Here is a 22,285-nt window from a genome sequence, read left to right as displayed (position 1 = left end):
CTGTCTGACATGACTCGCGTGATTCAGTGGGCGACCGGCGTGACCGGAATGATGTCGCTGCGGCACGTCGTGGAGCGGGCCGATCTGAAATTGGTTGCCGTGCGGGTATATGACCCCGCAAAAGCCGGGATTGACGCCGGCGCACTATGCGGGGCCTCCGAGGTCGGCGTCCTGACCTCCGACGATCGCGACGCCGTCATCGCCACCGACGCCGACGTGGTGCTCTACATGGGCAAGGTGGAGACTGACACGCCCGGCTGCTTCGCTGACGTCTGCGAGCTGCTGGCATCGGGCAAGAATGTGGTGGCCACCGGCAGTCGCTTCATCCATCCCCGCTCGCTGCACGAATCACTGGCCGATGACATCGAAAAGGCATGCCGCGCAGGCAATTCGTCTTTCCTGGGGCTCGGCCTGTACCCGGGTTTCATCGGGGAGTCGCTGGCGCCGATCCTGTCCCGGCTGACCGAGCGCACCACCCGGATCGAAGTGCGCGAGGTGTTGAACTATTCGACCTATGCCAGCCATGACCTGATCTTCAACGCGATGGGTTTCGGCCATGCCCCGGATGACACCACGCCGCTGCTGACCAACACCGACTACGCCGCGAGCGCCTGGATCGGTAGCGCGACAGTGCTCACGCAGGCGCTGGGGCTCCAGATCCGCTCGGTAGAGGGTTTCCGGGAGGTCGTGACTACGCCGAAAGCGCTCACGGTGGCCGCAGGGGAGATTCCGGCGGGAACCGTGGGCGCCATGCGGTTCGGCGTCGAAGTCGACTGTGGTGCAACGACAATCGCCGTCGAACATCTCACCAGGATGGCTGACGATTTAGCTCCCGACTGGCCCACGGACATCGGGTACGAGGTCACTTTCCACGGCAAACCGAACATGCGTCTGCATCTTGTGATCGGTTCGCACGAGGAGGACCACGCCGAGCAGGGGTGCCTGGCGACCGCCATGCACGCTGTGAATGCCATCCCGGCCGTGATTGCGGCTGACCCGGGCCTGTACGACCTGTCGACGATAACCCCGTTCGTTGCGCACTGGACCGAGCGCGGGGTAGCGCCCTCGCCTGCAGATCGCCGGCGCAACGGATGATTTCGTTCACCGACCGCGTCGTCTTGGTGACCGGCGGTGGTCGCGGCCTCGGTGAAGCGTACTGCCTCGAGCTCGCCCGGCGCGGCGCCGCCGTGGTGGTCCACGACAATGGTGTCGAGACCGACGGAAGCGGTGGCGATCCGGGCCCCGCCGACGACGTCGCCCGCTCCATCCGTGAGGCGGGCGGACGGGCAGTGGCGTGTGCGACCGACGCCAGCACCGAATCGGGCGGCCAGGCCGCCGTCGACCTCGCCGTGGAAGAGTTCGGTCGTCTGGATGCCATTGTCGCCAACGCCGGCATCATTCACGAAGACCCGATATCTGACTGGCCCACTGAACGCTTCGAAGCGCTGCTGCGCCACCATCTCCTGGCCGCTTTTCACGTTGTCCGACCGGGCTTCGCGGTAATGCGCTCCGCCGGATACGGGCGACTGGTGTTCGTGTCTTCCGCCGCGGGCGTCTTCGGACAACCTGGCCTGACGGGCTACGCCACGGCGAAGACGGGGATGCTCGGGTTGATGAATGTCGCCGCGCTCGAGGGTGCGGCGTTCGGCATAGGCGCCAATGCCATCATGCCGATGGGCGACACACGTATGGCCATGGCGCTCATGGGGGAGGCCGGCAAGACCGCTGACGCGCGAGCATTCCTGGAAACGCTGCGACTCGACCAAGTCGCTCCCGTCGTCGCCTACCTCGCCAGCGAGCAGTGCACGCTGACGCACCGGGTGCTCAGCGCATTCAGCGGCAGGGTTGCTGCGTTGCAGATCGGCGTCACCCGGGGCTGGGGCGGCCCTGGCGCCGCGTTCACCGCCGAGGACGTCGCCGCCAACCTTGATCAGATCCTCGACCCGTCGGGAATTTTGGTACCGGGCAGCATATTCGACGAGATGGAACATGCCCTGACCGCGGAACCGTTGCCGTCGGACGAGCAATCCCGTCAGCCCGAGACCATCCCGTCACCGAATCCGGTGTAGCTGCGGATCAGAGGTAGATCAGCCATCGTCGCGAAACCGGCTGGCGCGGCACAAATTGCCGGTATGGCGTTGACGACCTGCAGCGCAACCGCGACGAGCCCGGCCCTCACGTGCTCTTCGACCGAAGCCGGACGGGTGTAGCTGGCCAGGCAGAAAAAGTGCACGCGCATGGAGGGGTCCCCCTCGAGCGTGAGGGTCCAGCCGTCATCTGGTTTGGGCCAGTGCTCCGGATACTCACCCCCGACCGTCCACAGCGTTTCGAACTCGATGAGCGGTTCGCCTTTGCGGTGTCCGACGAAGTTCCACCGTTGCCCGGCCGTTGTGCCCGCGCGCACCTGGTGGCCGAAGATCTCGAAGTCCCTGGTGGCCGGCACCGCTTCGACGCTGACCCTCACGTCGTCGATGGCCGCGTTCAAGCTATCGGCGATAAACCAGGTCTGCTGGGTGAACAGCGCGGTGTTGAAGGTCAGAAAGTCGTTCGCTGTCGCGGAGATATCGGCGGGCGGCCGGCCGAACCACATCCCGTCGAAGGTGATGTCGGTGCTCTCCCACAGCGACCAGTCGGCTCGCTCTTGCAGGGTGAACCGATCGATGGAACGGCTCATCCCTGACAGCGCCAACGGCAACACACCGGACAAGTTGCCCGGATTGAGGCCGCTGGCGTGAATCGTGCTGTTGCCCTTATGACAGGCCGCCAGCAGTCGACGACGGTCGGCGTCGTCGATGCGCCGGGGATGAAACAGAAACGAGACGGTCGCGACGTTCTTGCCGCTCTCCAGCAGTGCGCAGACATCGTCGAGACTGGTAAACGATGGCGCGTAGAGCACGAGATCGGCGTCCAAGGCCAGGATTTCGTCGACGTTGGTGGTCGCGGTGACCCCGATCGGGTTGCGGTCGACAAGCGTGCCGATGTCGACACCGTTCTTGACATCGGAGTAGACCCGCGCCCCGACCAGCTCCAGGTCGGGACGACAGTCGAGGATCGTCTTGGCCATCTCGGTGCCCACCGCGCCGGTCGCCCACTGGATGATTCGCAACTGTCGGGAGCTCGCAGCCAATTGGTGGACCCCTTCCATGCCACGCGAAGATTTCCACTCTAGCCGTGGTGATAACGTGTGTTCTCGTATTCAGTAAGCTTCTGTTCTCTATGTGAAGGAACTGTCCCGTGAAAGATGCGCTGGGGTACGAAGGCAAACACGTCGTGGTCACCGGTGCCGCGTCCGGGATGGGTGAAGCGGCTGCCCAGATCCTCGTCGATCTCGGCGCGCGGGTGACGGCGCTCGACATCAAGCCGGCCAGCGTGCAGGCCGCCCGGTCTCTGCAGATCGACCTGCGCGACCGGGCGAACATCGAAGAAGTCGCCGCGTCCATCGACGGGCCCGTGGACGGCCTGTTCAGCTGCGCCGGGTTGCCCGGTCCGCCGTTCAGCGAGCTCGACACCATGCTGGTGAACTTCGTCGGTGCCCGCCACCTTGCCGAACAGCTGGTCCCGAAGATGCCGAAAGGGTCTGCCATCAGCGTCATTTCGTCCTCGGCGGCCATCGGTTGGCAGGACCACATCGGCGTCATCACCCAGCTTCTGGAGACCGATGGGTTCGACGCTGCCGTCGACTGGTTGCAGGCGAACGAGAAAACGTGGTCGTGGAGCGGCTACGCCTACTCCAAATACGTCATCGACGCCTGGGTCGGTTGGTGGTATCCGGTGCTGGCCCGCGACGGCATCCGCGTCAACTGCATCAATCCCGGGCCGACCGAGACGGCGATGATGCCGGCGTTCCAAGACTTCGCCGGCAAGGAGCTCGTCGACCAGTCGGTGGGACCCGTGGGGCGCTACTCCACTCCCGAAGAGCAGGCCTGGCCACTCGTTTGCCTGTGCAGCCCGCGCCTGAGCTACGTAGGGGGATCGATCTTGTGGACCGATGGCGGGTGGAACGGCGCCATGACCATGGGGCGCCACCAGGCGCAGTGGGCCGACCACCCAGAAGACGCGATTCCGGCGAAAAACGGCTGAGCGCCGGTCAGATGAAGTCCGACCCGCCGTCGACGTTGACGGTCGCCCCGGTCACGTAACCGTTGCGGCGCGAAGCCAGGTAGGTGGTGATCGACGCGATCTCTTCGGGCAAGCCGGCGCGACCGATATCGCACGGATGACCGTAGGTCCGCTCGACCCACGTCATGACGTCCTTTGGGTCCGAGGATTCAAGCCCGTCCCCGGCGAGCGTCTCGCGGAGTATCTCGGTGAAACTCGCGGTCACGATGGTGCCCGGACACACACAGTTGACCAGAATCCCCTCGGCGCCAAGGCTTTTGGACAGGTTCTTGGTGAAGCTGGACAGCGCCGATTTGGTGGCCGTATAGGCGACGAGGCGGGCGCTCTGGCGTTGGATCGAGTGCGCCGAGAGGGTCACGATCCGAGCCCATTCGGCCGAACGCAGCATCGGGAGCGCAGCCCGCACCGAGCGCACGGCAGAAAGCGTGCCCAGATCGAATGCGGCATACCAATCGTCGTCGTCGAGATCGTCGAATGCACCCGCGCCCGGTCCGACGGTATGCACCAACGCATTCACACTGCCCCAGACATCGGCAACGGACGCAAAAGCCGAGGAGATGGAGTCGGCATCGGACATGTCGGCGCTGAGCGCGAGCACCTCTGGCGCGCCGGCGTTACGGATGCGCTCCGCCGCCGAATCCAGCGCTGCGCGGCCGCGCGCCATGATCGCCACCGCGGCGCCCTCGGTTCCCAGACTCTCGGCGATCGCCAACCCCATACCTTTGCTACCTCCGGTGACGACTGCCGTCGCGCCGTGGAAACCAAGCTCCATCGAGTTGTCCTTTCCCGCCTCAGCTATGTCTAGTGGCTTCTGACGATTCGCGGTGCAAGATGGACGATCTCGCTGACCACCGTCGGATTCGCGCGCGACATCGCGACAAGCGACAACATCGCGTTGGCGACGTCGGAGACGCCCGACATGTTGCCCGGAATCTGGCCTTCCTGAGCCCAGGACCGATACAGGTCGGCGAGCAGGTCTCGATCGGCGCCGCGGAGGATTTCGGTGTCCTTGGTGGGTCCGACGCTCACCCGGATGACCGCGAGGTCGGGATGTTCGGCTCGCCAGGACCTCAGGATCTCGTCGAGCGCGGCCTTGCTGGCGTGATAGGCGGCCACGCCCGCGCGGGGCCGACCGACGTCGTGGCTCGACGCCACCACGATGGTGGCGTTGTCGTTCAGGTGGGGGAGGACCGTCCGTAACACGTGGGAGGCGCCCACGGCGTTGACGGCGTAGGCGTGCAGCCAGGTCTCCACATCGGTTTCGTCGATGAGCGCGAACGGCACCACGGCACTGGTGAATATCACCGCATCCAGCGTGCCCAAGTCGGCGGCGACGTCAGCGATGACGGATTCGATAGCGCGCGGATCGGAGACGTCGAGCTCGTATGCCGAGCCGTCGAGCTCATCGGCCAGGCCAGAGAGCAGGTGCAGACGCCGCGCGGCCAGGGCTACCTTGGCACCGCGGGAGTGCGCGGCACGCGCCAACGCTTGTCCGATGCCCGACGATGCGCCGATGATCAGCATCCGCGTTCCGGTGATGTTGGAGTGTCGGTCGTTCATGAGCTGCTTCCTTTGGGTGACGTCCTGGTCGTCGGGTGCGTTGCGTCGATGATCGAACGGATCGTTCGGCTGCACCGCCCGCATTCCGATCCTGCCTGGCAGGCGGTGGCGACCTGCTTGCATGTCGTCGCGCCGGCCACGACTGCATCGACGACTGCTTGGTTCGTGATGCCACAGCACAGACAGACATACATCAGAACCAACCCACCCCGGTGACTTCGTCCACCCGCATGGCAGCGACGAACTGGCCCACGAAGACCGGCGGGTAGGCGCCGATCCCAGCGGCGGCCAGCCAGGCGGACGCGATCTCAGAGCGGCTCACCCATTGCAGCGCGGTCTCGGTGCTGGCGAGCTGTTGGAGGAACATCACCTCGTGCGGTGTGTCGAAGGCGCGGTATACCAGTGTCTTCCGGATGTCGCTTGCGGCAAACTCGCTGACCGACTCGCGCACGTGCGCAACGAAATCCGCGACGTCTTCGACGGGCGTGACGGCGGAGACGACGATCTCGGCGCCTGCCGCCGGGGGCTCGCCGATATCGAAGCGCTCGACCGTTTCACCGGCGAAAACCGCGGGGAGGTCCTGGACGCCGACCGCATCGAACCACGCGAAGAAATACGGGGAACGCAACAGGCTGAGCAGCGGTTGTTCAGTGCGGATTCCGATGATCACCAGCACGCTCCCGCGCTCCACGATCGATTCGTAGACGAACGCGTAACGCGCACCGAGGTCGATCAGACTGTCCTGATGCCTCTGCAGAACGAGGCGGATACGGTCGCATTCGGCGATCCGAAAACCGACGGCGAACACGAAGCTATGAGCTGTCATCCGCCCCCTCGTGTCATTGCGCAGCCGCTTACGCAGAGTCGAGCATTCCGCGATTCTCGCATGCGAGAATAACCATTCTCGGATCGGGTCGGTCAATTCCACCGCCCGCGCATAGGAGGCGACGTGATCGATTTCAAGGACAAGGTGGTGCTGGTAACCGGCGCGGGCGCAGGCATCGGGCAATCGACCGCGGCCGAGTTTGCCGCCCTAGGTGCGTCTGTAGTCGCCCTCGAAGTCGACCCCGAACGCGCCGACAGACTTCAGGAACAGCTCGGTGCCGCAGCGCTCGTCGTCGCCGGTGACGCAACCTCCGGCGCCGACGTGTCGAAGCTTGCCGATACCGTCAGCGAACGGTTCGGGCACCTGGACGTGCTGGTGAACAACGTCGGTCATTTCGTGACGCGGCCCACGCCGTTTGAGCACCTGACCGACGAGCAGATCGACGACATCTATCGGGTCAACCTCAGACACATCTTCAGGGTCACGCGTGCCATGCTCCCACTACTGCGCGCCGCCGAAACGGGCGCGAGCATTACCAATGTCTCGTCGATCGAGGGCTTTCGCGGCATACCGCAATTCGCGGTCTACGGCGCATTCAAGGCTGCGGTGACCGGATTCACGATGAGCCTCGCCCTGGAGCTGGGTCCCGAGGGCATTCGGGTCAACGCGGTGGCACCCGAAACCACCGACACCGCTCAGGTCCCGCTCGACCGCATGATTCACCCGTCGCAGCGACACCACATTCCACACTGGATTCCGTTAGGCCGCTTCGGAACCCCGCGAGACACCGCGGGCTGCGTGCTATTCCTCGCCAGCCCGCTGGCTGCCTGGGTCTCAGGGACGGTGATCCACGCCGACGGCGGCGCCCTGGCTGCCGCCGGATGGTACCGCGACGACCAGGGCACCTGGACGAACATGCCCGTCATCAAAGGCAACAGCCTGAAGCCGGCGGAGGGTGTGGGCTGAAATTCAGGCGACTGGGCAAAAGCTTGTCCACGTTTTGCGATAACGCTTATTCTCGGCTGCTTAGAGCATGTTTCCCGCGATAGGGAATGAAGGGAACAGCGTGACGCGAGGGCTGGGGTCAGAATGCCGGTGCGCCTGACATGACGAATACCGTTGACTCGGAGGCTGCTTCAGACGCGGTCGAGTCGATCAGCGGCGCTTCAGCGCGCGCACGGCTTGGGTGGGGCCTGTTCATCGCGGCATACCTTGTCTTCGCCGTCGTGACTGTCGCGACCATGCAATCGGGCACACAGGGAGATCCGCGAACCACTAATCCCCACCCTGGGCCCGCGCCCTATCCTCCGTTTCTCGGCTTCGATAACTGGCCGCTGGCAATCGGTCTCAGCTCCATACCGATGGCGATAGGTTTGATCGGAACGCTGGTGTGGCTCTCGGTTCGACACCGCCACGTCCATTGGACCGTGGTGATCGCGTTTGCGGGGCTGGTGACGGGAGCGCTGGATCCGTTGGCCAACTGGGCTACTTTCGCGATCTTCGACCCGCGGATGCTGCACTTCCCATTGTCATGGCCCTACGTCAATATTTCGCCGAACCTCGAGCCTGCGTTGTCGTTCCTCGGTGGCTACGCGGCCTACTACCTCCTCAACGGACTAGGGATGCTGGCGCTGCATGACCGAATCTTCGACCCGCTGGCCCGGCGATCACAGTGGCTTGCGAGCCATCGGCTGAGCGCGGTCCTGCTGGGTACATTCGTCATCGCCATCCCGCTCAACGGGATCGTTCAGTTCACCTGGATGAGGTTTGGCATCTTCTACTACACCGAGGCGGTCGGGCCGACCCTGCATATCGGCCACATCTATTTCCCGCTCATCATGGCGGTGTACGACGCGTTCATCTTTGCGATGGTCGCCGTTCTGTGCGTTCGCAACGACGCCGGCGATCTCGTGCTGATCAACCGGATCGCGCGGCGACTGCCGACACGTGGTGGTGGTAACAACGTCAGCCTGACCCGTCAACTCCTGGTATCCGTCTCGGTCGGTCTGGTGTCGTTCGCGGTGCCGCTGGCGGTGCTGGCCGCGCTGCGCGTCGCCGGACTGTCCGAACCCGCATACGAGCAGAACCCTCTTCCGGGCATCAAGGTCTACGACCCCTACGGTCATCTCGAGATGGCGGGCAAACCGGGGCCGTTCTACAAATGAGGCCATTGTTCGTCTTGCTGCACGGCGGACTACATCATGGTTGCTGCTGGGATGCGGTCGCCGAGGAAATACGCGCGCAGGGACATCACGTCCTTGCGCCCGACCTACCCGTCGACGACGACTCGGCCGGCGCGCTCGCGTGGGCGCAGGTCGTGGTCGACGCGATCGAAGGATCCGGGGCCAACCCGGTATCGGACGACGTTGTCTTGGTGGCACATTCAATCTCCGGATTGTGCGCACCCGTGGTTGCCGCTCTGTACCCGGTACGCCAGATGGTGTTCGTCGGAGCCCTGCTGCCGGTACCCGGGCAGCCATTCGCCGAACATCTCGCCGAGAACCCCGACGCGATCACGTTCCCGGAACCTCAAGCGCAGGGCACGGGACCATTTGGGCTCACCTGGGAATCGGTGCGCGACGGCTTTTACCACGACTGCCCGGAATCCGTCGCGCGGCAAGCATTCCATGACCTGCGCCACCAGTCCTTCACGGTGTTCACCGAGCGCTGCCCAGTCGATCGGTGGCCCGACGTCCCGTCGGCCTACATACTCATGCGTGACGACCGCGCGGTCGGGGAGGCGTGGGCCCGCCGCAACGCGGTCGGCAGGATCGGCGCACGGCTCGTCGAGTTGGACGGTGGGCACTCGCCCTTCTTCTCCCGGCCGGTCGAGCTGAGTTCGATCCTGCTAGGCCTGGGCGACCCCGACGTCAACGGAAATAGCCGCGGCGGTAACGAACTTCGACTCATCTGAGGCCAGCCACGCGACGGCGTTGGCCACGTCCTCGGGCATCGTCACCGCATTAGGGATCAGTTGCTTGCTGAAGCCGTATTGAGGAAGTGAGTAGGAGTCCGCCGCCTCCTGCATGGCCTCGATCATCCGACCACTGCCCATCGGGGTCGCCACCGATCCCGGATGAAGACTGTTGACCCGGATGCCGTAGCGGCCGAGTTCCACCGCGAACGATCGAGCAAGGCCCGTCACACCGTGCTTGCTGGCGGTATAGGCCACCATGAACGGCTCGACCTTCAGCCCGGCGACCGACCCCACGAGGATGATCGACCCACCGCGCTCACCGGCGATGATGTGCTTAGCGCCGGCCATCACCGTATTCCAGGTACCCACCAGATTGATGTCGATGGTGTCCCGAAAATCGCTGGGGGACACCGTGTCCCACGGCGCAGGACAACAAATGCCGGCGTTCGCGACGATGACGTCGAGCCGGCCCAGCTCCGCCACTCCGTCGTCGACTGCGGTGCACAGCGCAGGGTGGTCGCGGGTGTCGACGACGGCGGTGAAGGCGCGCCGGCCGTTCGCCTTGACGAGTTCTGCGGTCTCTGCCAGGTCCTCGGGCGTCGCCGAATCGTAGGGGACACTGGACGGCAGTGGACCCGCGATATCGACAAGGATCACGTCTGCACCATCGGCGCTCAATCGGACCGCATGCGCCCGGCCCTGGCCACGCGCTGCTCCGGTGATGAGTACGACCTTGTCGGTCATGTCGGGCACGCCGTTACGCTACAACACGCGCGAGTGGTGAGAATATTGTTTGCCAGTTATTGAGAATAAGCATTTCGTTTGGTGGTAGCGTCAGCGTTCTCGACGAAGAGGGAATAACCGCATGGGCGCACTCGAAGGACAGACCGCCTTCGTTTTGGGGGCATCTGCTGGGATCGCCCAAGCGAGCGCCAGGTTATTGGCTGCCGACGGCGCCACGTTGTACCTCCTGGGAAGATCAGCCAAGCGCCTCGACGAGGCACGAGAAGGCATTCTCGCCGTGGCGCCGAGCGCGGAAATCGTTGTGCAGAAGGGCGATCCCGAAGACGAGGCCACCGTTGCGGCCGCGGCCCAGGCAGCCCACGACGTCCACGGCCGCTTGGACATTGTGCTGGGGACGGTGGCCAGCGGAGGCACCGGTCCGTTGACCCAACAGGACCTGGCGACCTTCACCGACTTCGTGATGGGCAACCTGCGGTCGAATTTCCTGGCGTTGCGCTACTCGGCGCCGCTGATGACCAACGGCGGCTCGATCGTCTTCATCTCGTCGACGTCGTCTAAGATCCCGATGGAGGGCCTGGGGCATTACTCAGCGGGCAAAGCCGCGCTGGAGATGTTGATCCGAGTCGCCGCATCAGAATTGGGTCCGAAAGGCATCCGCGTCAACGCTGTCCGGCCCGGGTTGACCGAGGCGGCCACCACCCAGGGCTACATCCACTTGGAAGAGTTGACCAGTAGCTTTCTCGAACGTGTCCCGCTGGGCCGCCTCGGCGTGTCCGCCGACATCGCGCCCGGCGTGCGGTACCTGGCGGGCCCCGAGTCGAGCTGGGTAACGGGGCAGAGCTTCGCGATCGACGGCGGCAACGAGGTCAGGGGCGCGCCTCGCGGCCCGATGTTCACCGTCTAGCCGAACTCCAAGGCGTTGCGGGGCGCGGTGATCGGAAGATCCAGCGACGTCGTGATACCGGGCGCCGCATCGATGACGTAGGGGATGGCGTTGACCACCCGCATGGCAGTGGCTTCCATCGCATCGTCGTTCGCTGACTGCGCGGTCGGTTCGGTACCGAATCGAAGGTCGCAGTGGATGTGCGGTTCGCCCTCGATGACGATGCGGTAGGTGCCGTGCGGGGCCGACGCCCAGTCGGGCGCTAGGTCAGGAGCCATGCGGTTGATGTGTTCGATGGTGATGACCGGATGGCCGTCGACGACCCCCGTCGTCTCGGCGCGCACGGCTCCACACGTACCTGCCGGAATCAATCCGCATGCCACGTGCAGGTCGCGCGGAGTGATCACCCGCTCGTAGCGTTCGGTGATCTCGTCGAGTTCGACGCCGAGCGCGCGCGCCACCAGTCCGATCGGTGGTCCCCAGGCGAACTGCTGTGCGCCCTCCAGTTCGAGCATCGGGGTGAAATCGAGTGGGCGTCCGAAGCCCATCGCGTCGAACATCAAGTACTCGTTGGGATAGGCGGAGTAGTCGAAAATCTCCTGCGCGCGGACCGACCGGATGGTGTTGGAGAGGGTCGACAACAGAACGGCGAATTGATCGCCGGCGAATCCCGGTTCGATGCCCGAGGTGTAGATCGTGACACCACCCGCGAGCGCCGCGGCGCGTACCTGGTCGGCAAGATCGGGAATCCACCTGTCGGGGAACATCATTCCCGGCGTGTTGGTAGTTACTACGTTGAGGCCGGCCCTGAGTAACCGGATGTAGTCCCGGACCGCGGCCGCATCCATCTCCGCGCTGGTGGCGGTGTACACCACGCAGTCGGGTTTGAGCTTGATGATGTCGTCGAGGTCGGCAGTGGTCTGAACGCCGATCTTGCCGATACCGACGACCTCGCCGGCATCGCGGCCCGTCTTCTCCGGACTGTGCACCCATACGCCGACAAGGTCGAGGTGCGCACGGCGGTGGATCGCGCGAACTGCGATGCTGCCAACACCACCGGTCGATATCACAGCGACGCGTAAGACCTTTTCTGCCATGACGTTTGCTCCTTCGGTGGGTTACAGGTCGGGTATGGGGAGCGAGGAATTGGGCCCTTGAAGGCCGCCGTCGACGACGAAGGTCGAACTCGTGGCGTAGCAGTCACGGGTGGACAGGTACAACGCCAGCCGCCCGAGGTCCGCGACATCGCCGACGCGGTGCAGCGGCGTCAGCTCCTTCAATTTCTCTTCCGAGCCCGGCATCAGGTCGAAGCTCGATTGCAGCCCGGTCGTCATGAAGGCGCCCAATGCGATCGCGTTGACGCGAATTTTGGGGGCAAGCTCCTGCGCCATGGCCCGTGTAAGTGCCTCGAGTCCACCTTTTGCCACCGAATACGGGAGCAGTCCACGGATTCCGAATCGCCCGGCTCCGGACGAGATGTTGACAATCGAGCCCCGCCCAACCTTCAGCATGTGCGGCACGACGAGTTGGCTCATGATAAACGCGGAGGTCACGCAGTAGTCGAAGGTCTGCCGAAGGTTGTCATCGGTCAGATTCAAGAATGGCCCGTAGGTTGCGAAACCGACGTTGTTGATCAGGATGTCGACGCGGCCGAAAGCGTCGATGGCAGCCTGCACGACCCGCTCGCTGTCAGATCGCTTGAGCGCGTCGGCGGTGATCGCCAGGCCTCGGCCACCAGCCTCTTCGATCTCGCTGACGGTCTGCTCGACCTCGGATGATGTCCGCGCCGTGCCGACCACGGTCGCGCCCGCCTCTGCGAGCACCCGGGCGATACCTTCGCCGACACCGCGTCCCGCTCCGGTGACGATCGCTACCTGACCATCCAGCTGGAACTGTTCGAGTGCCACGGGAGCGCCTCTCTGCGCGGAAGTGGGGGACGCAGCAGCGAATCTACCGCAATGAGAATATGGATTATCGAAAAGTGAAAATACGATTGTGGTCGCCGTACAGTCATCGTCATGTCGCAGGTCTCGCCGCAGTTGCACCATGTCGTGTTCGCGATCGACCCCGGGCGACTCGACCGTGCCGCGGATTACCTGAGCGCCCTCGGGTTTCAGTTCCAGGCATTCGAACTGGAGCATCTCGGCCTGCAGATCCGGCTGGATTGGGACCGCGGCTTCGAGCTCATCGCACCCACCCCGGCGGCACCCACCGGCCCGGGTACAGCCGCGGACTTCCTGGCCCGCAACGGCGATGGCCTTTTTTCCGTGGTGGTGCGTACCGCGGATTGCGTTGCGGGCGAACAGATCGCTGCCCGATACGGGGTCAACGCTGACTTCCGCCAGCAGCATGAAGGCGACGGGTTCGAGCTGAGTGAGGTCAAGCTGGAGCCGCTGTTCGGCATTCCCGTCACGTTGATGAGCACGAACATGGATGACGAGCAGCCCGTCACGCCTTAGCGGTGTGAGAGCAGGCCGCTGAGCTGCTGTGCCAGCTCTGATTTCTTGACCTTCCCAGTGGCCGTGAAGGGGAGGTCTTGCTTGGTGGTGACCCAGATGAACTTGGGCACCTTGTAGGCCGATAGCCGTTCGCGCAGCTGACTTCTCAGGGACTCACCGTCGAGGGCCGATTCGCCGCGCGGCACCACAGCGGCCGCCACCACCGTGCCGTCGCCGCCGTTTTCGGCGCCGACCACATACGCCTCGAGCACCCCGTCGCACTGCGCCAGCGCCAATTCGACTTCACTGGGAGTGACGTTGGTGCCGCCGCTCGTTTTGATGAGCTCGCCGAGCCGACCGGTGAATCGGATCCAGCCGTCGTCGTCCTCGACGCCGCAGTCGCCCGTGCGGTAATACCCGTCCGGGGTGAAGACATCCTCACGTTCGCGCTTGTGCAACCGCTGCATCAATGAGTATCCCCGGACCCAGATTTCGCCAGTTGTGCCGTGGGGCACCGGCTGACCGGTATCCGGATCGACCAGCACATGATGCAGGCCGTCAATGGGCAGGCCACCGGTCTCAGAGCGGTCAGGCGGTTGCGGCAGGTAAGGGTCGACGCCAAGATGATTGCCGCACAGCTCGGTCATCCCCAGTCCGCTGGAGCCCTTGGGGCGACGCTCGGGCGGAACCATCGCCGGCATGCTGGTGCGTCGGACCGAGCTCAGGTCACGACCGGCGAAGTCGGGATGTTCCGCCAGTGTCTTGCCCTGCTGCGGCCAACCGAGCGTGATGGTGGCGCGGTGACGCTCCATCAATTCCAAGGCATCGGCCGCATCGAACGCGGACTGGGTGATGAGGGTCGCGCCGTGATGAATCACCGCATGCAGCCCCGTGATTAAACCTCCGACCCAAAAGAAGGGCATAGCTGTGAACATGACGTCGTCGTGCGTGACGCAGTACATGAACGTGAGGTTGTAGGTATGGCGAATCAGCGTTCCGTGTGTGTGCACGGGCCCTTTCGGGTCGCCGGTGCTGCCCGAGGTGTAGATGATCGTCACGTCGTCGGCCGGGGTCACGCATGACTCCACCGCGACCAGAAACTCTATGTCGCTGTCAGACAAGACGCGATCGGGATCGATCGTCGTCGTCCAGGGCCGCTCGGAGGTCCCCCATGTCACGACGTTCCGCAGGAACGGGGCGTGGCGGATCGCGATGCGGCCCGGTTCGTGCTGATCGGCCAGACCGGGCAGCGCCTCCTCCAAGCGGGCGAGGAAGTCGTGATTGCGGAATTGCGGCCAGGTCAAAATCACTCGCAGATCGGCATGGCGGGCGGTCCACGCGATTTCAGACGCCTTGTAAAAGGTATTGAGCGGAACGGCGACCGCGCCGATTCGCGTGGTGGCGAACCAGGCCAGGGCCCAATCGATGCTGTTCGGCATCAGGATGCCCACGTGATCGCCCTTACCGATCCCCTCCGCCAGCAGGACGGTGGCCAGCGCTGCCGAGCGGCGGTCGAGATCGAAATAGCTCAGTTGCTCCCCGTCAGCGATCAGGAAAGGCTTGTCCCCGAAGCGCGCCGCGCAAAACCTGACCAGTGCAGGGATCGTGGGAGAGATGACGGGGAAGGGCATGACCGCAGGATAGTAGGGTTTCCAGAAAACGAGAACACCAGTTCTCGATAGGTTGCAGGCACCTACAATTTTTGCATGACCGCAGAGTCGATACGCCTGGACGACGTCGACCGGTTGGATCGTGTGGAGTCGAGCCTCGCGATCAGCCAATTGCCCAGCAGGTACGCGATGGCCCTGGACGCGCGCGACCTTGACGCGCTGGTGTCGCTGTTCGTCGACGATGTCGATGCGGGGGCGGAGGGCTGTGGCAGAGATGCGCTGAAGCGTTGGTATGACCGCGTCCTTCGGCGGTTCTACCGGAGCATCCATCTGATTTGCGGGCACCAGTTCGAATTCATCGACGCCGACCATGCGACCGGCGCCGTTTACTGCCGCGCCGAGCACGAAGACGGCAACGGGTGGTACGTGATCACGATGCGCTACGACGACGTCTACGAACGCCGCGAAGGCCAGTGGTGTTTCGTCAGGCGTCGAGAACATCCATGGTATTCAGTCGATGTCACGCAGCGTCCCGGACCGGAATTCATGCGTTGGCCAACCGATGTCGAGCTACGCGCCGCCATGCCTCAGCGGATGCCGACGTGGCGCGCTTTTTGGGCCGCCGGTGATCCCGCGCTGCCCGAACGGCTGTCGGCGCGTCCGTAGTACTCCGAACCGGTCATCTCGGTTTACAAACCTGCCCAAAACTGCCATTCTCGGACAAGTAAATGGCCGTTTCCGCCCTTGCTAATCTGTCAGTGCGCACGCGCTCGGATCCCTGCTACCCATGGAGGCCGTCATTTCCGTCGACAAAGTGCTCAGTGGCGTCCGCGTCCTCGAGGTTGCTGCGTGGACCTTCGTGCCGTCGGCCGGCGCGGTGCTGGCGGAATGGGGCGCCGAGGTCATCAAGGTCGAGCCGCGCGAGGGTGGCGACCCCCAGCGCGGGCTCGTCACCATGGGCATCGTCGACGAGGGCGGCGGCACCGTCAACTACATGATCGAAATACCGAACCGCGGGAAGAAGTCGATCGGCGTCGACCTGAGCACCCCCGGCGGCCAAGAGGTCGTGCACAAGCTCGCCGCGACGTGCGATGTGTTCCTCACCAGTTATCTGCCGAGCCGCCGCAAGAAGATGCGCATCGATGTCGACGACATCAAAGCCGCCAACCCGAACATTGTCTACGTCCGCGGATCGGGTCACGGGCCGCATGGCCCGGATTCGGACAAGCCGGGATACGACGGAGTGTCCTACTGGGCGCGCGGCGGCATCGCGACCGTGCTCACCGAGGACGCAGACGAGCTCGTGCGTTCGCGGCCCGCCTTCGGAGACCTGCTCGGGGGCATGACGATCGCGGGGGGCATCGCGGCCGCGCTGTACAAGAAGGCCACTACCGGTGAGGGGTCGGTGGTGGACGTCTCGCTGCTGGGCCTGGCGGCATGGAACCTCAGCCCCGACGTCGCGGTCAGTCAGATCCACGGGGGCAGCTCGATCCCGAAGTACAGCCACGCCGATGCTCCCAACCCTCTGGTCGGGACTTACCGGACCAAGGACGACCGTCACGTGCAGCTGATGATGCTGCAACTCGACAAGTTCTACCCGGAGACAATGCATGCCATCGGCCTGCCAGAGCTGATCAACGACGAGCGATTCGCTGATCCGGCAGCGCGATTCGCCAACCGACGCGAACTCATCGCACTCATGGACGAGGTGTTCGCCCGACGGACGCTGGCCGAATGGCGCGAACAATTGGCCGGTATTTCGGGCGCCTGGGGCGTGGTACAGACGCCGGCAGAGCTGTGTCACGATCCGGCGGTTATCGCGAACGGCTATGTTGCAAGCACCACCACGATGAACGGTGCACCGTATGCATTGCCCACCAACCCTGTCCAGTTCGACGAACAGCCGGTTGTTCCTCCGGGGGCCCCAGAGCATGGCCAACACACCGAGGAGGTATTGATGGACGCCGGCCTGGATTGGGACACCATCGTGAACTACAAAGAGACGGGGGCGATACTGTGAGTCCCGCTGCGTCGCACACTGTTTCCGACGAGTCCCTGGAGTTCGATCCTTTCTCGGAGGACTTCTTCAACGGGGCATTCGACACCTACCGGCGGCTGCGCGACAAGGCCCCGGTGTACTACAGCGAGAAGTGGGATTTTTGGGCTCTCACTCGCTACGACGATGTCGCGCCGGCGACCAAGGACCACGAATTGTTCTCGTCGGCCAAGGGCGCGACATTGGACATGGTGCACGCCCACGACGACGCGATACCGCTGCCCAAAGTGATCATCTCGATGGACCCGCCCGAACATCAGAAGATGCGCAGACTGGTCAGCAACGTGTTCACCCCGCGCGCCATCGCCGTGCTCGAGGACATGGTGCGCGAGAAGGTTTACGAACGTATCGAGGCACTCGATCCCTCGTCGTTCGATGTGGTGGCCGACTTCTCGGCGCTGTTCCCTAACGAGGTCATCACGACCATGCTGGGAGTGCCGAAGCAAGACCGCGATCAGATCCGACGGTGGCTCGACCTCCTGCTCGAGCGCCGCCCAGGTGAGATTGCCACCACCGCAGCAGGTTTCGAGGCTTCCACCAATACCGGGCTCTACTACTACGACCTTGTGCGGCAGCGTCGAGCCGAACTTCGCGACGACATGATCAGCCGTCTCATCGAGACAGAGGTCGAGCGCGACGGCCAGGTCGAGAAGCTCACCGACATCGATATCACCGGGTTCGCCACCATGCTCGGGGGAGCGGGCGCAGAGACCGTGACCAAGCTCGTCGGAAATGCGATGGTGGCCTTCGCCGATTTCCCCGACCAGTGGAGAAAACTGCGCGACGACCGCAGCAAGATTCCTGCGGCGATCGAAGAGTTGTTGCGCTACGAGGCGCCGTCCCAGTACCAGGTCCGCACGGCAACCCGCGACGTCACCCTGCACGGCAGGACAATTCCCGAGGGCAGCGCCGTCTTGCTCGTCACCGGTTCGGCGACTCGCGACGAGCGAATGTTCCCCGATCCGGATCGGCTGGACATCGAGCGGGAGCGCAAGATGGGCTTCAACCTGGCGTTCGGGTACGGCGTGCACAGCTGTCTCGGCGCGGCGCTGGCCAGGATGGAAAGCCGCATCGCCCTGGAAGCGCTGCTCGATCTCGTCCCCGAATTCGAAGTCGAACGCGGCGGGCTGCGCCGAGTGGCGATGTCCAACGTGTGTGGATGGTCGAACGTGCCGATCCGGAAGGTCAGCTGACGGTGACCGCCGATCGCGTCGCTCTGCACCGCAGGCTCGCTCACGCAAAGTGGGAAACCTATGCAACGGCGCCGGAGGCCAAGCAGATCAGTTACGGCGACGAGTGGGTCTACGCTCCCGACGCCGTCATGATGTGCCCGCTGTTCAACGACGGTTCCGAAAGCCGGATGGCCGACTTGGCTTCCGACGAGGTGCTGGCGGCGATGCAACAGTTCGCGCCCGACGGAGACATGCTTACCTGCGAATTCCGCATGTGGTGGAAGCACATGCCCGACTTTCGTATCGTCACCCCGTTCGACTGCGTTGCCGCCGAATGGGGTTTCGCGGTCCGCGACACCTACGCGGGAACGCTGGCCGATGGGACCGTGCTCACTCTTCATGAGTGGGATTACGTATGGACAAACGAAGACGGCCACATCGTTCGCTGGGACTGGTTTGTCGATTCCCGACAGTGGTATCCATTCCTCGGGCTGATCGGCCTCGATCCCAACGGTCTGACCTACGAGGCGTATACCGTGAACTTCCTCCGCAACGGCAGCCTTGCCTCGTAATTCACACGAAGTCTCTGCCGGCCAGTGATTAACGGCGCTTGATCCGATCGGCGACCAGGCCCCGCACCACATAGGAGCGGACGAAGTCAGCCACCATGTCGTCGTCAGTCATGTCGATATTCGGCGACGGTGTGGTGAACAGAGAGAACAAGATCCGCGCGATCCACTCGGTCGACGAGCGAATGTCGAGATCGCTGCGGACTTCACCTGTCCTCTTCGCTGCCGACACGTAGGGGGCGAGGAACTCGCCGCATTCCTGCAGCAGGGTCGACGCATTCTTGGTCAACATCAAGTTGACTTCTTCTGGGTCGAAATACAATTCGGGCTCGACGACCCGCCTGGCCTGTGCCACGAAGACGCCGGCGCGAACCAATTTGTCTTCGAGCGTGCTGCCGCCGTCGCGATCGATGGCGCGGGCGAGTTTGCGATAGAAGCTCTGCGATGCAGCTTCCGCGCAGGCCTCGACGATTGTCTCTTTGTCCCGGAAGTACTCGTAGAAGGTGCTTCGGGACACCTCGGCCGCGCGCGCGATGTCGACGATGGTCGTCTTCTGTAATCCGTGCGTGCGAAAGCACTTGAAAGCGGCCGAGATAAGCAGCGCGCGTGTGTCGACGGCGGTCGCGTATGTCATCGGCCCTCGCTTTCGGTGCTCAGTGATCGGGCGCGAGAATCAGACCGCTCGTCGGAACTCCCGTACCCGATGTGACGAGTACGTGCTCGACGTTGTCGACCTGATTGTGTGATGTGCCGCGTACCTGTCGGACACCCTCGGTGATGCCGTTCATTCCGTGGATGTAGGCCTCGCCGAGCAACCCACCGTTGGTGTTGATCGGCATCCGGCCGCCCAGCGACAGGTCCTCCACGGAGACGAAGTCTTTGGCTTCTCCACGACCGCAGAACCCCAGTTCCTCCAGCTGTGTGAACACGAACGGCGTGAAGTGGTCGTAGAGGAATGCCGTCGAGATATCTTGCGGTTTAAGACCGGAGTCCCGCCACAGCTTGTCTCCGACAACACCCATCTCGGGCAGCCCGGTGATGTTCTCGCGGTAGTAACTGGTCATCACCTCGCCGTCGTAGGCTGCACCCTGAGCGGCGGCGGTGATGACCGCGGGCGGCTTGGGTAGGTCCCGCGCCCGTTCCACGCTGGTCACCACCATCGCAACGCCGCCGTCGCTTTCCTGACAGCAGTCGAGCAACCTCAGCACAGGCTCGATGATCCATCGCGATTGTTGGTGCTGCTCAAGGGTGATCGGCTTTCCGTAGAACCAGGCGTCCGGGTTCTTGGCGGCGTGCTTGCGGTCGATCACGGAGATCTTGCCGAAGTCAGCGTTCGTCACGCCGTACGTCGACATGTACCGCTGTGCATGCAGCGCGACCCATGCAGCGGGCGTCATGAAACCGAACGGGGCATAAGGCGCCATCCATAGCGGCGTCACGCCGGGCTGACGGCCCGCGCCGCCGAAGCGAAAACCAGAGCGCTCGTTGAACGCCCGATAGCACACCACGGCTTCCGCGACGCCCGTCGCCACAGCCATCGCGGCTTGCATCACCGTCCCAGCGGCGGCACCGCCGCCGTGCGGAACCCTGGTGAAGAACGTCAGATCACGGATGCCGACGTTGCGGGCGACCTCGATCTCCTCGTTCTCGTCGACCGTGAAGGTGACCATGCCGTCGATGTCGGCAGGGCGCAGACCCGCGTCGTCGATCGCCGCTTTGACTGCCTCGCATGCGAGCTGCATCTCGGTGCGGCCCGATTCCTTGGAAAATTCGGTCTGACCGATCCCGACGACGGCCGCCCGGCCGCCAATACCGTTCCCGTCCGAACTCATGCATCAACCCCGTCGAGCAAGCTGAGGATCGCGGTTCCCGAGACGTGGTCGCCAAGGCTGTTGGTTCCCTTGAAGGTGACCTCGACCAAGCCCTCGTCATCTGTCGACGACTTGTCTGTCACCGAGCCGGTGAAGCGCAACGGGTCGTTCGGATACGCCGGCACGCCCAGCCGAATGGACAGCTTCTTGACCATCGCCTCGGGGCCGGCCCAGTCGTGCAGAAACTTCACACACAGCCCGTTGGTGGTCAGGATGTTCAAGAAAATGTCTTTGGAGCCTTGGGAATTGGCGAAATCACGGTCGTGGTGTACCGGCATGTAGTCGCGTGACGCGATGGCGCCGGCGACGATCAGCGTGGTGGTCACCGGGACGTCCATCGGCGTGACTTCGTCACCCACCTGGATACTGTTCCACGCCAGGGTCTGAGTGCGGTCGACAGTGGAGGTCATTTCAATCCTTCCGGATACGAGGCGCCGAGCCTGACAAGTTGTTGCGGAGCGGAACCTAGCGAAAGCTCGATTTGCTTGGCCCACAGGAAGTATCGGTGGAGCGGATACGTGACGTCGATACCCATGCCGCCGTGCACCTGCTGGGCGGACGCGACGACCCGAGCTCCGGCGTCGGCCGCCCAGAACTTGGCAATGGCCGCGTCGCGGACCGCAGGCCGACCCTCGGCGATCAGCCACGCCGCATGCCAGGTGGTCCAGCGAATCGCCTCGACATCGATGAACGCGTCGGCCAGCCGCTGCTGCACGGCCTGAAATGACCCGATGGGCCGGCCGAATTGCTCCCGCTCGCTGGTGTACGAGGCGGCGATTTTCAGCGCACGTTCGGTCACGCCGACCTGCATCGCGCACAGTCCCACGAGGGCCCGGTTGTACAGCTCGGCGACGGCGTTGGCCCCGCCGGCCTCGAGCCGGGATCCGACGGCTCCGGCGAGTTCGACATCGGCGTAGGGCTCGCCGTTCGTGGTACCTGCTGGAGTTATCGTGACGCCGTCGCCCGTAGCGTCGACCACGAACAGGCCAGGTCCGTCATCGGCTCGCGCCGAGACCACAATGGCGTCGGCGAGCTGCGCCGCCGGCACAAGCTCCTTGCTGCCGGTGAGGATCCACGTGTTGTCACCCCCGGCGCGTGCGGTGGTGCGCGGTGACGTCGGGTCGGAGTTGTTCGCCTCGACGAGTGCGCCGGTCAGAAACAGCTCGCCGCTGACCACTTTCGGGAGGTACTTCTGCTGAAGAGCCGAGTCACCATGACGCGCAATGACATCCGCGCCGAGTACCAGCGTCGCGTAGACCGGGACAGGCGCAACGCTCCAGCCGACCTCGGCCAGCAGCACGCACAGTTCGAGGAAGTCGCCGCCGCTGCCGCCGACCGATTCGGGCAATGCGATGCCCAGCAGGTCTGATGCGGCAAGCTCCCGCCACAGGGCATCATCGTGGCGAATCGGGCCCGCTTCGAGTTCGCTGAGATGTTCGGGGGTGGCGCGGTGCTCGAAGAGTTGGCGCGCAACCTTGCCGACGGTTTCTTGTTCTTCGGTGAAGGAAAAGTCCATGCTG

Annotated in this window: 25 protein-coding genes; 12 read left to right on the top strand and 13 right to left on the bottom strand. The window is 64.0% G+C overall.

The genetic code is table 11. The features are described from left to right. The first annotated feature begins 9 nt into the window (after window positions 1–9). Both MKK62_RS25225 and MKK62_RS25220 read left to right on the top strand, forming a co-directional pair. Window positions 10–1,095, top strand: coding sequence for an NAD(P)H-dependent amine dehydrogenase family protein (locus MKK62_RS25225; RefSeq protein ID WP_240263189.1), 1,086 nt, complete (start codon window positions 10–12; stop codon window positions 1,093–1,095). Beyond that, a complete protein-coding gene (locus MKK62_RS25220; RefSeq protein ID WP_240263190.1) occupies window positions 1,092–2,069 on the top strand; it encodes an SDR family NAD(P)-dependent oxidoreductase in 978 nt (325 codons plus the stop codon). Before MKK62_RS25225 ends, MKK62_RS25220 begins: the two co-directional genes overlap by 4 nt. Here MKK62_RS25220 and MKK62_RS25215 read toward each other — a convergent pair. Next, a complete protein-coding gene (locus MKK62_RS25215) occupies window positions 2,033–3,064 on the bottom strand; it encodes a dihydrodipicolinate reductase (protein WP_240263933.1) in 1,032 nt (343 codons plus the stop codon). The two genes, MKK62_RS25220 and MKK62_RS25215, sit on opposite strands and share 37 nt — an antisense overlap. Window positions 3,065–3,234: 170 nt before the next feature. Between MKK62_RS25215 and MKK62_RS25210 the strand changes: the two genes are divergently transcribed. After that, window positions 3,235–4,080 carry an SDR family oxidoreductase gene (locus MKK62_RS25210; RefSeq protein WP_240263191.1) on the top strand — a complete coding sequence of 282 codons (846 nt, stop codon included), beginning with the start codon at window positions 3,235–3,237 and terminating at the stop codon, window positions 4,078–4,080. Between the two features lie 7 nt (window positions 4,081–4,087). Here MKK62_RS25210 and MKK62_RS25205 read toward each other — a convergent pair whose 3' ends face one another. From MKK62_RS25205 to MKK62_RS25190, 4 genes are read right to left on the bottom strand one after another with little or no spacing between them, the layout of a single operon-like run. Beyond that, window positions 4,088–4,891 carry an SDR family NAD(P)-dependent oxidoreductase gene (locus tag MKK62_RS25205; protein ID WP_240263192.1) on the bottom strand — a complete coding sequence of 268 codons (804 nt, stop codon included), beginning with the start codon at window positions 4,889–4,891 and terminating at the stop codon, window positions 4,088–4,090. A gap of 29 nt (window positions 4,892–4,920) precedes the next feature. Next, entirely contained in the window at window positions 4,921–5,679 is a 759-nt protein-coding gene (locus MKK62_RS25200; protein ID WP_240263193.1) for an SDR family oxidoreductase, read from the bottom strand. After that, window positions 5,676–5,873 carry a (2Fe-2S)-binding protein gene (locus MKK62_RS25195; protein WP_240263194.1) on the bottom strand — a complete coding sequence of 66 codons (198 nt, stop codon included), beginning with the start codon at window positions 5,871–5,873 and terminating at the stop codon, window positions 5,676–5,678. The genes MKK62_RS25200 and MKK62_RS25195 overlap by 4 nt, the downstream gene beginning before the upstream one ends. Next, entirely contained in the window at window positions 5,873–6,505 is a 633-nt protein-coding gene (locus MKK62_RS25190; RefSeq protein WP_240263195.1) for a fatty-acid--CoA ligase, read from the bottom strand. The genes MKK62_RS25195 and MKK62_RS25190 overlap by 1 nt, the downstream gene beginning before the upstream one ends. A gap of 123 nt (window positions 6,506–6,628) precedes the next feature. On the opposite strand from MKK62_RS25190, the gene MKK62_RS25185 reads away from it, so the two are divergent. From MKK62_RS25185 to MKK62_RS25175, 3 genes are all read left to right on the top strand, one after another. Next, window positions 6,629–7,471, top strand: a complete 843-nt coding sequence (locus MKK62_RS25185) for an SDR family NAD(P)-dependent oxidoreductase (RefSeq protein ID WP_240263196.1) — start codon at window positions 6,629–6,631, stop codon at window positions 7,469–7,471. 140 nt (window positions 7,472–7,611) lie between these two features. Continuing rightward, window positions 7,612–8,670, top strand: a complete 1,059-nt coding sequence (locus MKK62_RS25180; RefSeq protein WP_240263197.1) for a spirocyclase AveC family protein — start codon at window positions 7,612–7,614, stop codon at window positions 8,668–8,670. Next, complete coding sequence (locus tag MKK62_RS25175; RefSeq protein WP_240263198.1) at window positions 8,667–9,419, top strand: alpha/beta fold hydrolase; 753 nt, start codon at window positions 8,667–8,669, stop codon at window positions 9,417–9,419. The genes MKK62_RS25180 and MKK62_RS25175 overlap by 4 nt, the downstream gene beginning before the upstream one ends. Here the strand turns inward: MKK62_RS25175 and MKK62_RS25170 are convergent. Continuing rightward, a complete protein-coding gene (locus tag MKK62_RS25170) occupies window positions 9,354–10,166 on the bottom strand; it encodes a mycofactocin-coupled SDR family oxidoreductase (RefSeq protein ID WP_240263934.1) in 813 nt (270 codons plus the stop codon). The two genes, MKK62_RS25175 and MKK62_RS25170, sit on opposite strands and share 66 nt — an antisense overlap. Window positions 10,167–10,287: 121 nt before the next feature. Here MKK62_RS25170 and MKK62_RS25165 point away from each other — a divergent pair, with 121 nt between their 5' ends. Next, complete coding sequence (locus MKK62_RS25165) at window positions 10,288–11,070, top strand: SDR family NAD(P)-dependent oxidoreductase (protein WP_240263199.1); 783 nt, start codon at window positions 10,288–10,290, stop codon at window positions 11,068–11,070. On the opposite strand, the gene MKK62_RS25160 is transcribed toward MKK62_RS25165, so the two are convergent. Together MKK62_RS25160 and MKK62_RS25155 are read right to left on the bottom strand one after the other, a co-directional pair. Then, window positions 11,067–12,146, bottom strand: a complete 1,080-nt coding sequence (locus MKK62_RS25160; RefSeq protein WP_240263200.1) for an NAD(P)H-dependent amine dehydrogenase family protein — start codon at window positions 12,144–12,146, stop codon at window positions 11,067–11,069. The two genes, MKK62_RS25165 and MKK62_RS25160, sit on opposite strands and share 4 nt — an antisense overlap. Window positions 12,147–12,167: 21 nt before the next feature. Continuing rightward, complete coding sequence (locus MKK62_RS25155) at window positions 12,168–12,956, bottom strand: SDR family NAD(P)-dependent oxidoreductase (protein ID WP_240263201.1); 789 nt, start codon at window positions 12,954–12,956, stop codon at window positions 12,168–12,170. A gap of 111 nt (window positions 12,957–13,067) precedes the next feature. On the opposite strand from MKK62_RS25155, the gene MKK62_RS25150 reads away from it, so the two are divergent. After that, window positions 13,068–13,508 carry a VOC family protein gene (locus MKK62_RS25150; RefSeq protein WP_240263202.1) on the top strand — a complete coding sequence of 147 codons (441 nt, stop codon included), beginning with the start codon at window positions 13,068–13,070 and terminating at the stop codon, window positions 13,506–13,508. Here MKK62_RS25150 and MKK62_RS25145 read toward each other — a convergent pair. Further along, window positions 13,505–15,118: a class I adenylate-forming enzyme family protein gene (locus MKK62_RS25145; protein ID WP_240263203.1), complete on the bottom strand. Its 1,614-nt coding sequence runs from the start codon at window positions 15,116–15,118 to the stop codon at window positions 13,505–13,507. The genes MKK62_RS25150 and MKK62_RS25145 overlap by 4 nt on opposite strands. Window positions 15,119–15,232: 114 nt before the next feature. Between MKK62_RS25145 and MKK62_RS25140 the strand changes: the two genes are divergently transcribed. The 4 genes from MKK62_RS25140 to MKK62_RS25125 all read left to right on the top strand — a co-directional run bounded on the left by MKK62_RS25140 (window position 15,233) and on the right by MKK62_RS25125 (window position 18,897). Beyond that, entirely contained in the window at window positions 15,233–15,763 is a 531-nt protein-coding gene (locus MKK62_RS25140; protein ID WP_434085118.1) for a nuclear transport factor 2 family protein, read from the top strand. A 121-nt stretch (window positions 15,764–15,884) separates the two neighbouring features. After that, complete coding sequence (locus MKK62_RS25135) at window positions 15,885–17,117, top strand: CaiB/BaiF CoA transferase family protein (protein ID WP_240263205.1); 1,233 nt, start codon at window positions 15,885–15,887, stop codon at window positions 17,115–17,117. Continuing rightward, entirely contained in the window at window positions 17,114–18,346 is a 1,233-nt protein-coding gene (locus MKK62_RS25130) for a cytochrome P450 (protein WP_240263206.1), read from the top strand. Before MKK62_RS25135 ends, MKK62_RS25130 begins: the two co-directional genes overlap by 4 nt. Continuing rightward, a complete protein-coding gene (locus MKK62_RS25125) occupies window positions 18,313–18,897 on the top strand; it encodes a hypothetical protein (protein WP_240263207.1) in 585 nt (194 codons plus the stop codon). The genes MKK62_RS25130 and MKK62_RS25125 overlap by 34 nt, the downstream gene beginning before the upstream one ends. Before the next feature lie 28 nt (window positions 18,898–18,925). Here the strand turns inward: MKK62_RS25125 and MKK62_RS25120 are convergent, their stop codons facing one another. From MKK62_RS25120 to MKK62_RS25105, 4 genes are read right to left on the bottom strand one after another with little or no spacing between them, the layout of a single operon-like run. Beyond that, complete coding sequence (locus MKK62_RS25120; protein ID WP_240263208.1) at window positions 18,926–19,528, bottom strand: TetR/AcrR family transcriptional regulator; 603 nt, start codon at window positions 19,526–19,528, stop codon at window positions 18,926–18,928. A 19-nt stretch (window positions 19,529–19,547) separates the two neighbouring features. Next, on the bottom strand, window positions 19,548–20,726 hold the full coding sequence (locus MKK62_RS25115) for a lipid-transfer protein (RefSeq protein ID WP_240263209.1): 1,179 nt from the start codon (window positions 20,724–20,726) through the stop codon (window positions 19,548–19,550). Beyond that, window positions 20,723–21,175 carry a MaoC family dehydratase gene (locus MKK62_RS25110; RefSeq protein ID WP_240263210.1) on the bottom strand — a complete coding sequence of 151 codons (453 nt, stop codon included), beginning with the start codon at window positions 21,173–21,175 and terminating at the stop codon, window positions 20,723–20,725. Before MKK62_RS25110 ends, MKK62_RS25115 begins: the two co-directional genes overlap by 4 nt. Continuing rightward, window positions 21,172–22,281: an acyl-CoA dehydrogenase family protein gene (locus MKK62_RS25105; protein WP_240263211.1), complete on the bottom strand. Its 1,110-nt coding sequence runs from the start codon at window positions 22,279–22,281 to the stop codon at window positions 21,172–21,174. Before MKK62_RS25105 ends, MKK62_RS25110 begins: the two co-directional genes overlap by 4 nt. Window positions 22,282–22,285 lie beyond the last annotated feature (4 nt).

It is taken from the genome of Mycobacterium paraterrae (assembly GCF_022430545.2).
GTDB classification, from domain to species: Bacteria; Actinomycetota; Actinomycetes; order Mycobacteriales; family Mycobacteriaceae; genus Mycobacterium; species Mycobacterium paraterrae.
The sequence above is the reverse complement of the archived record's forward strand: the minus strand, read 5'-3'. Positions and strand labels throughout refer to the sequence as shown.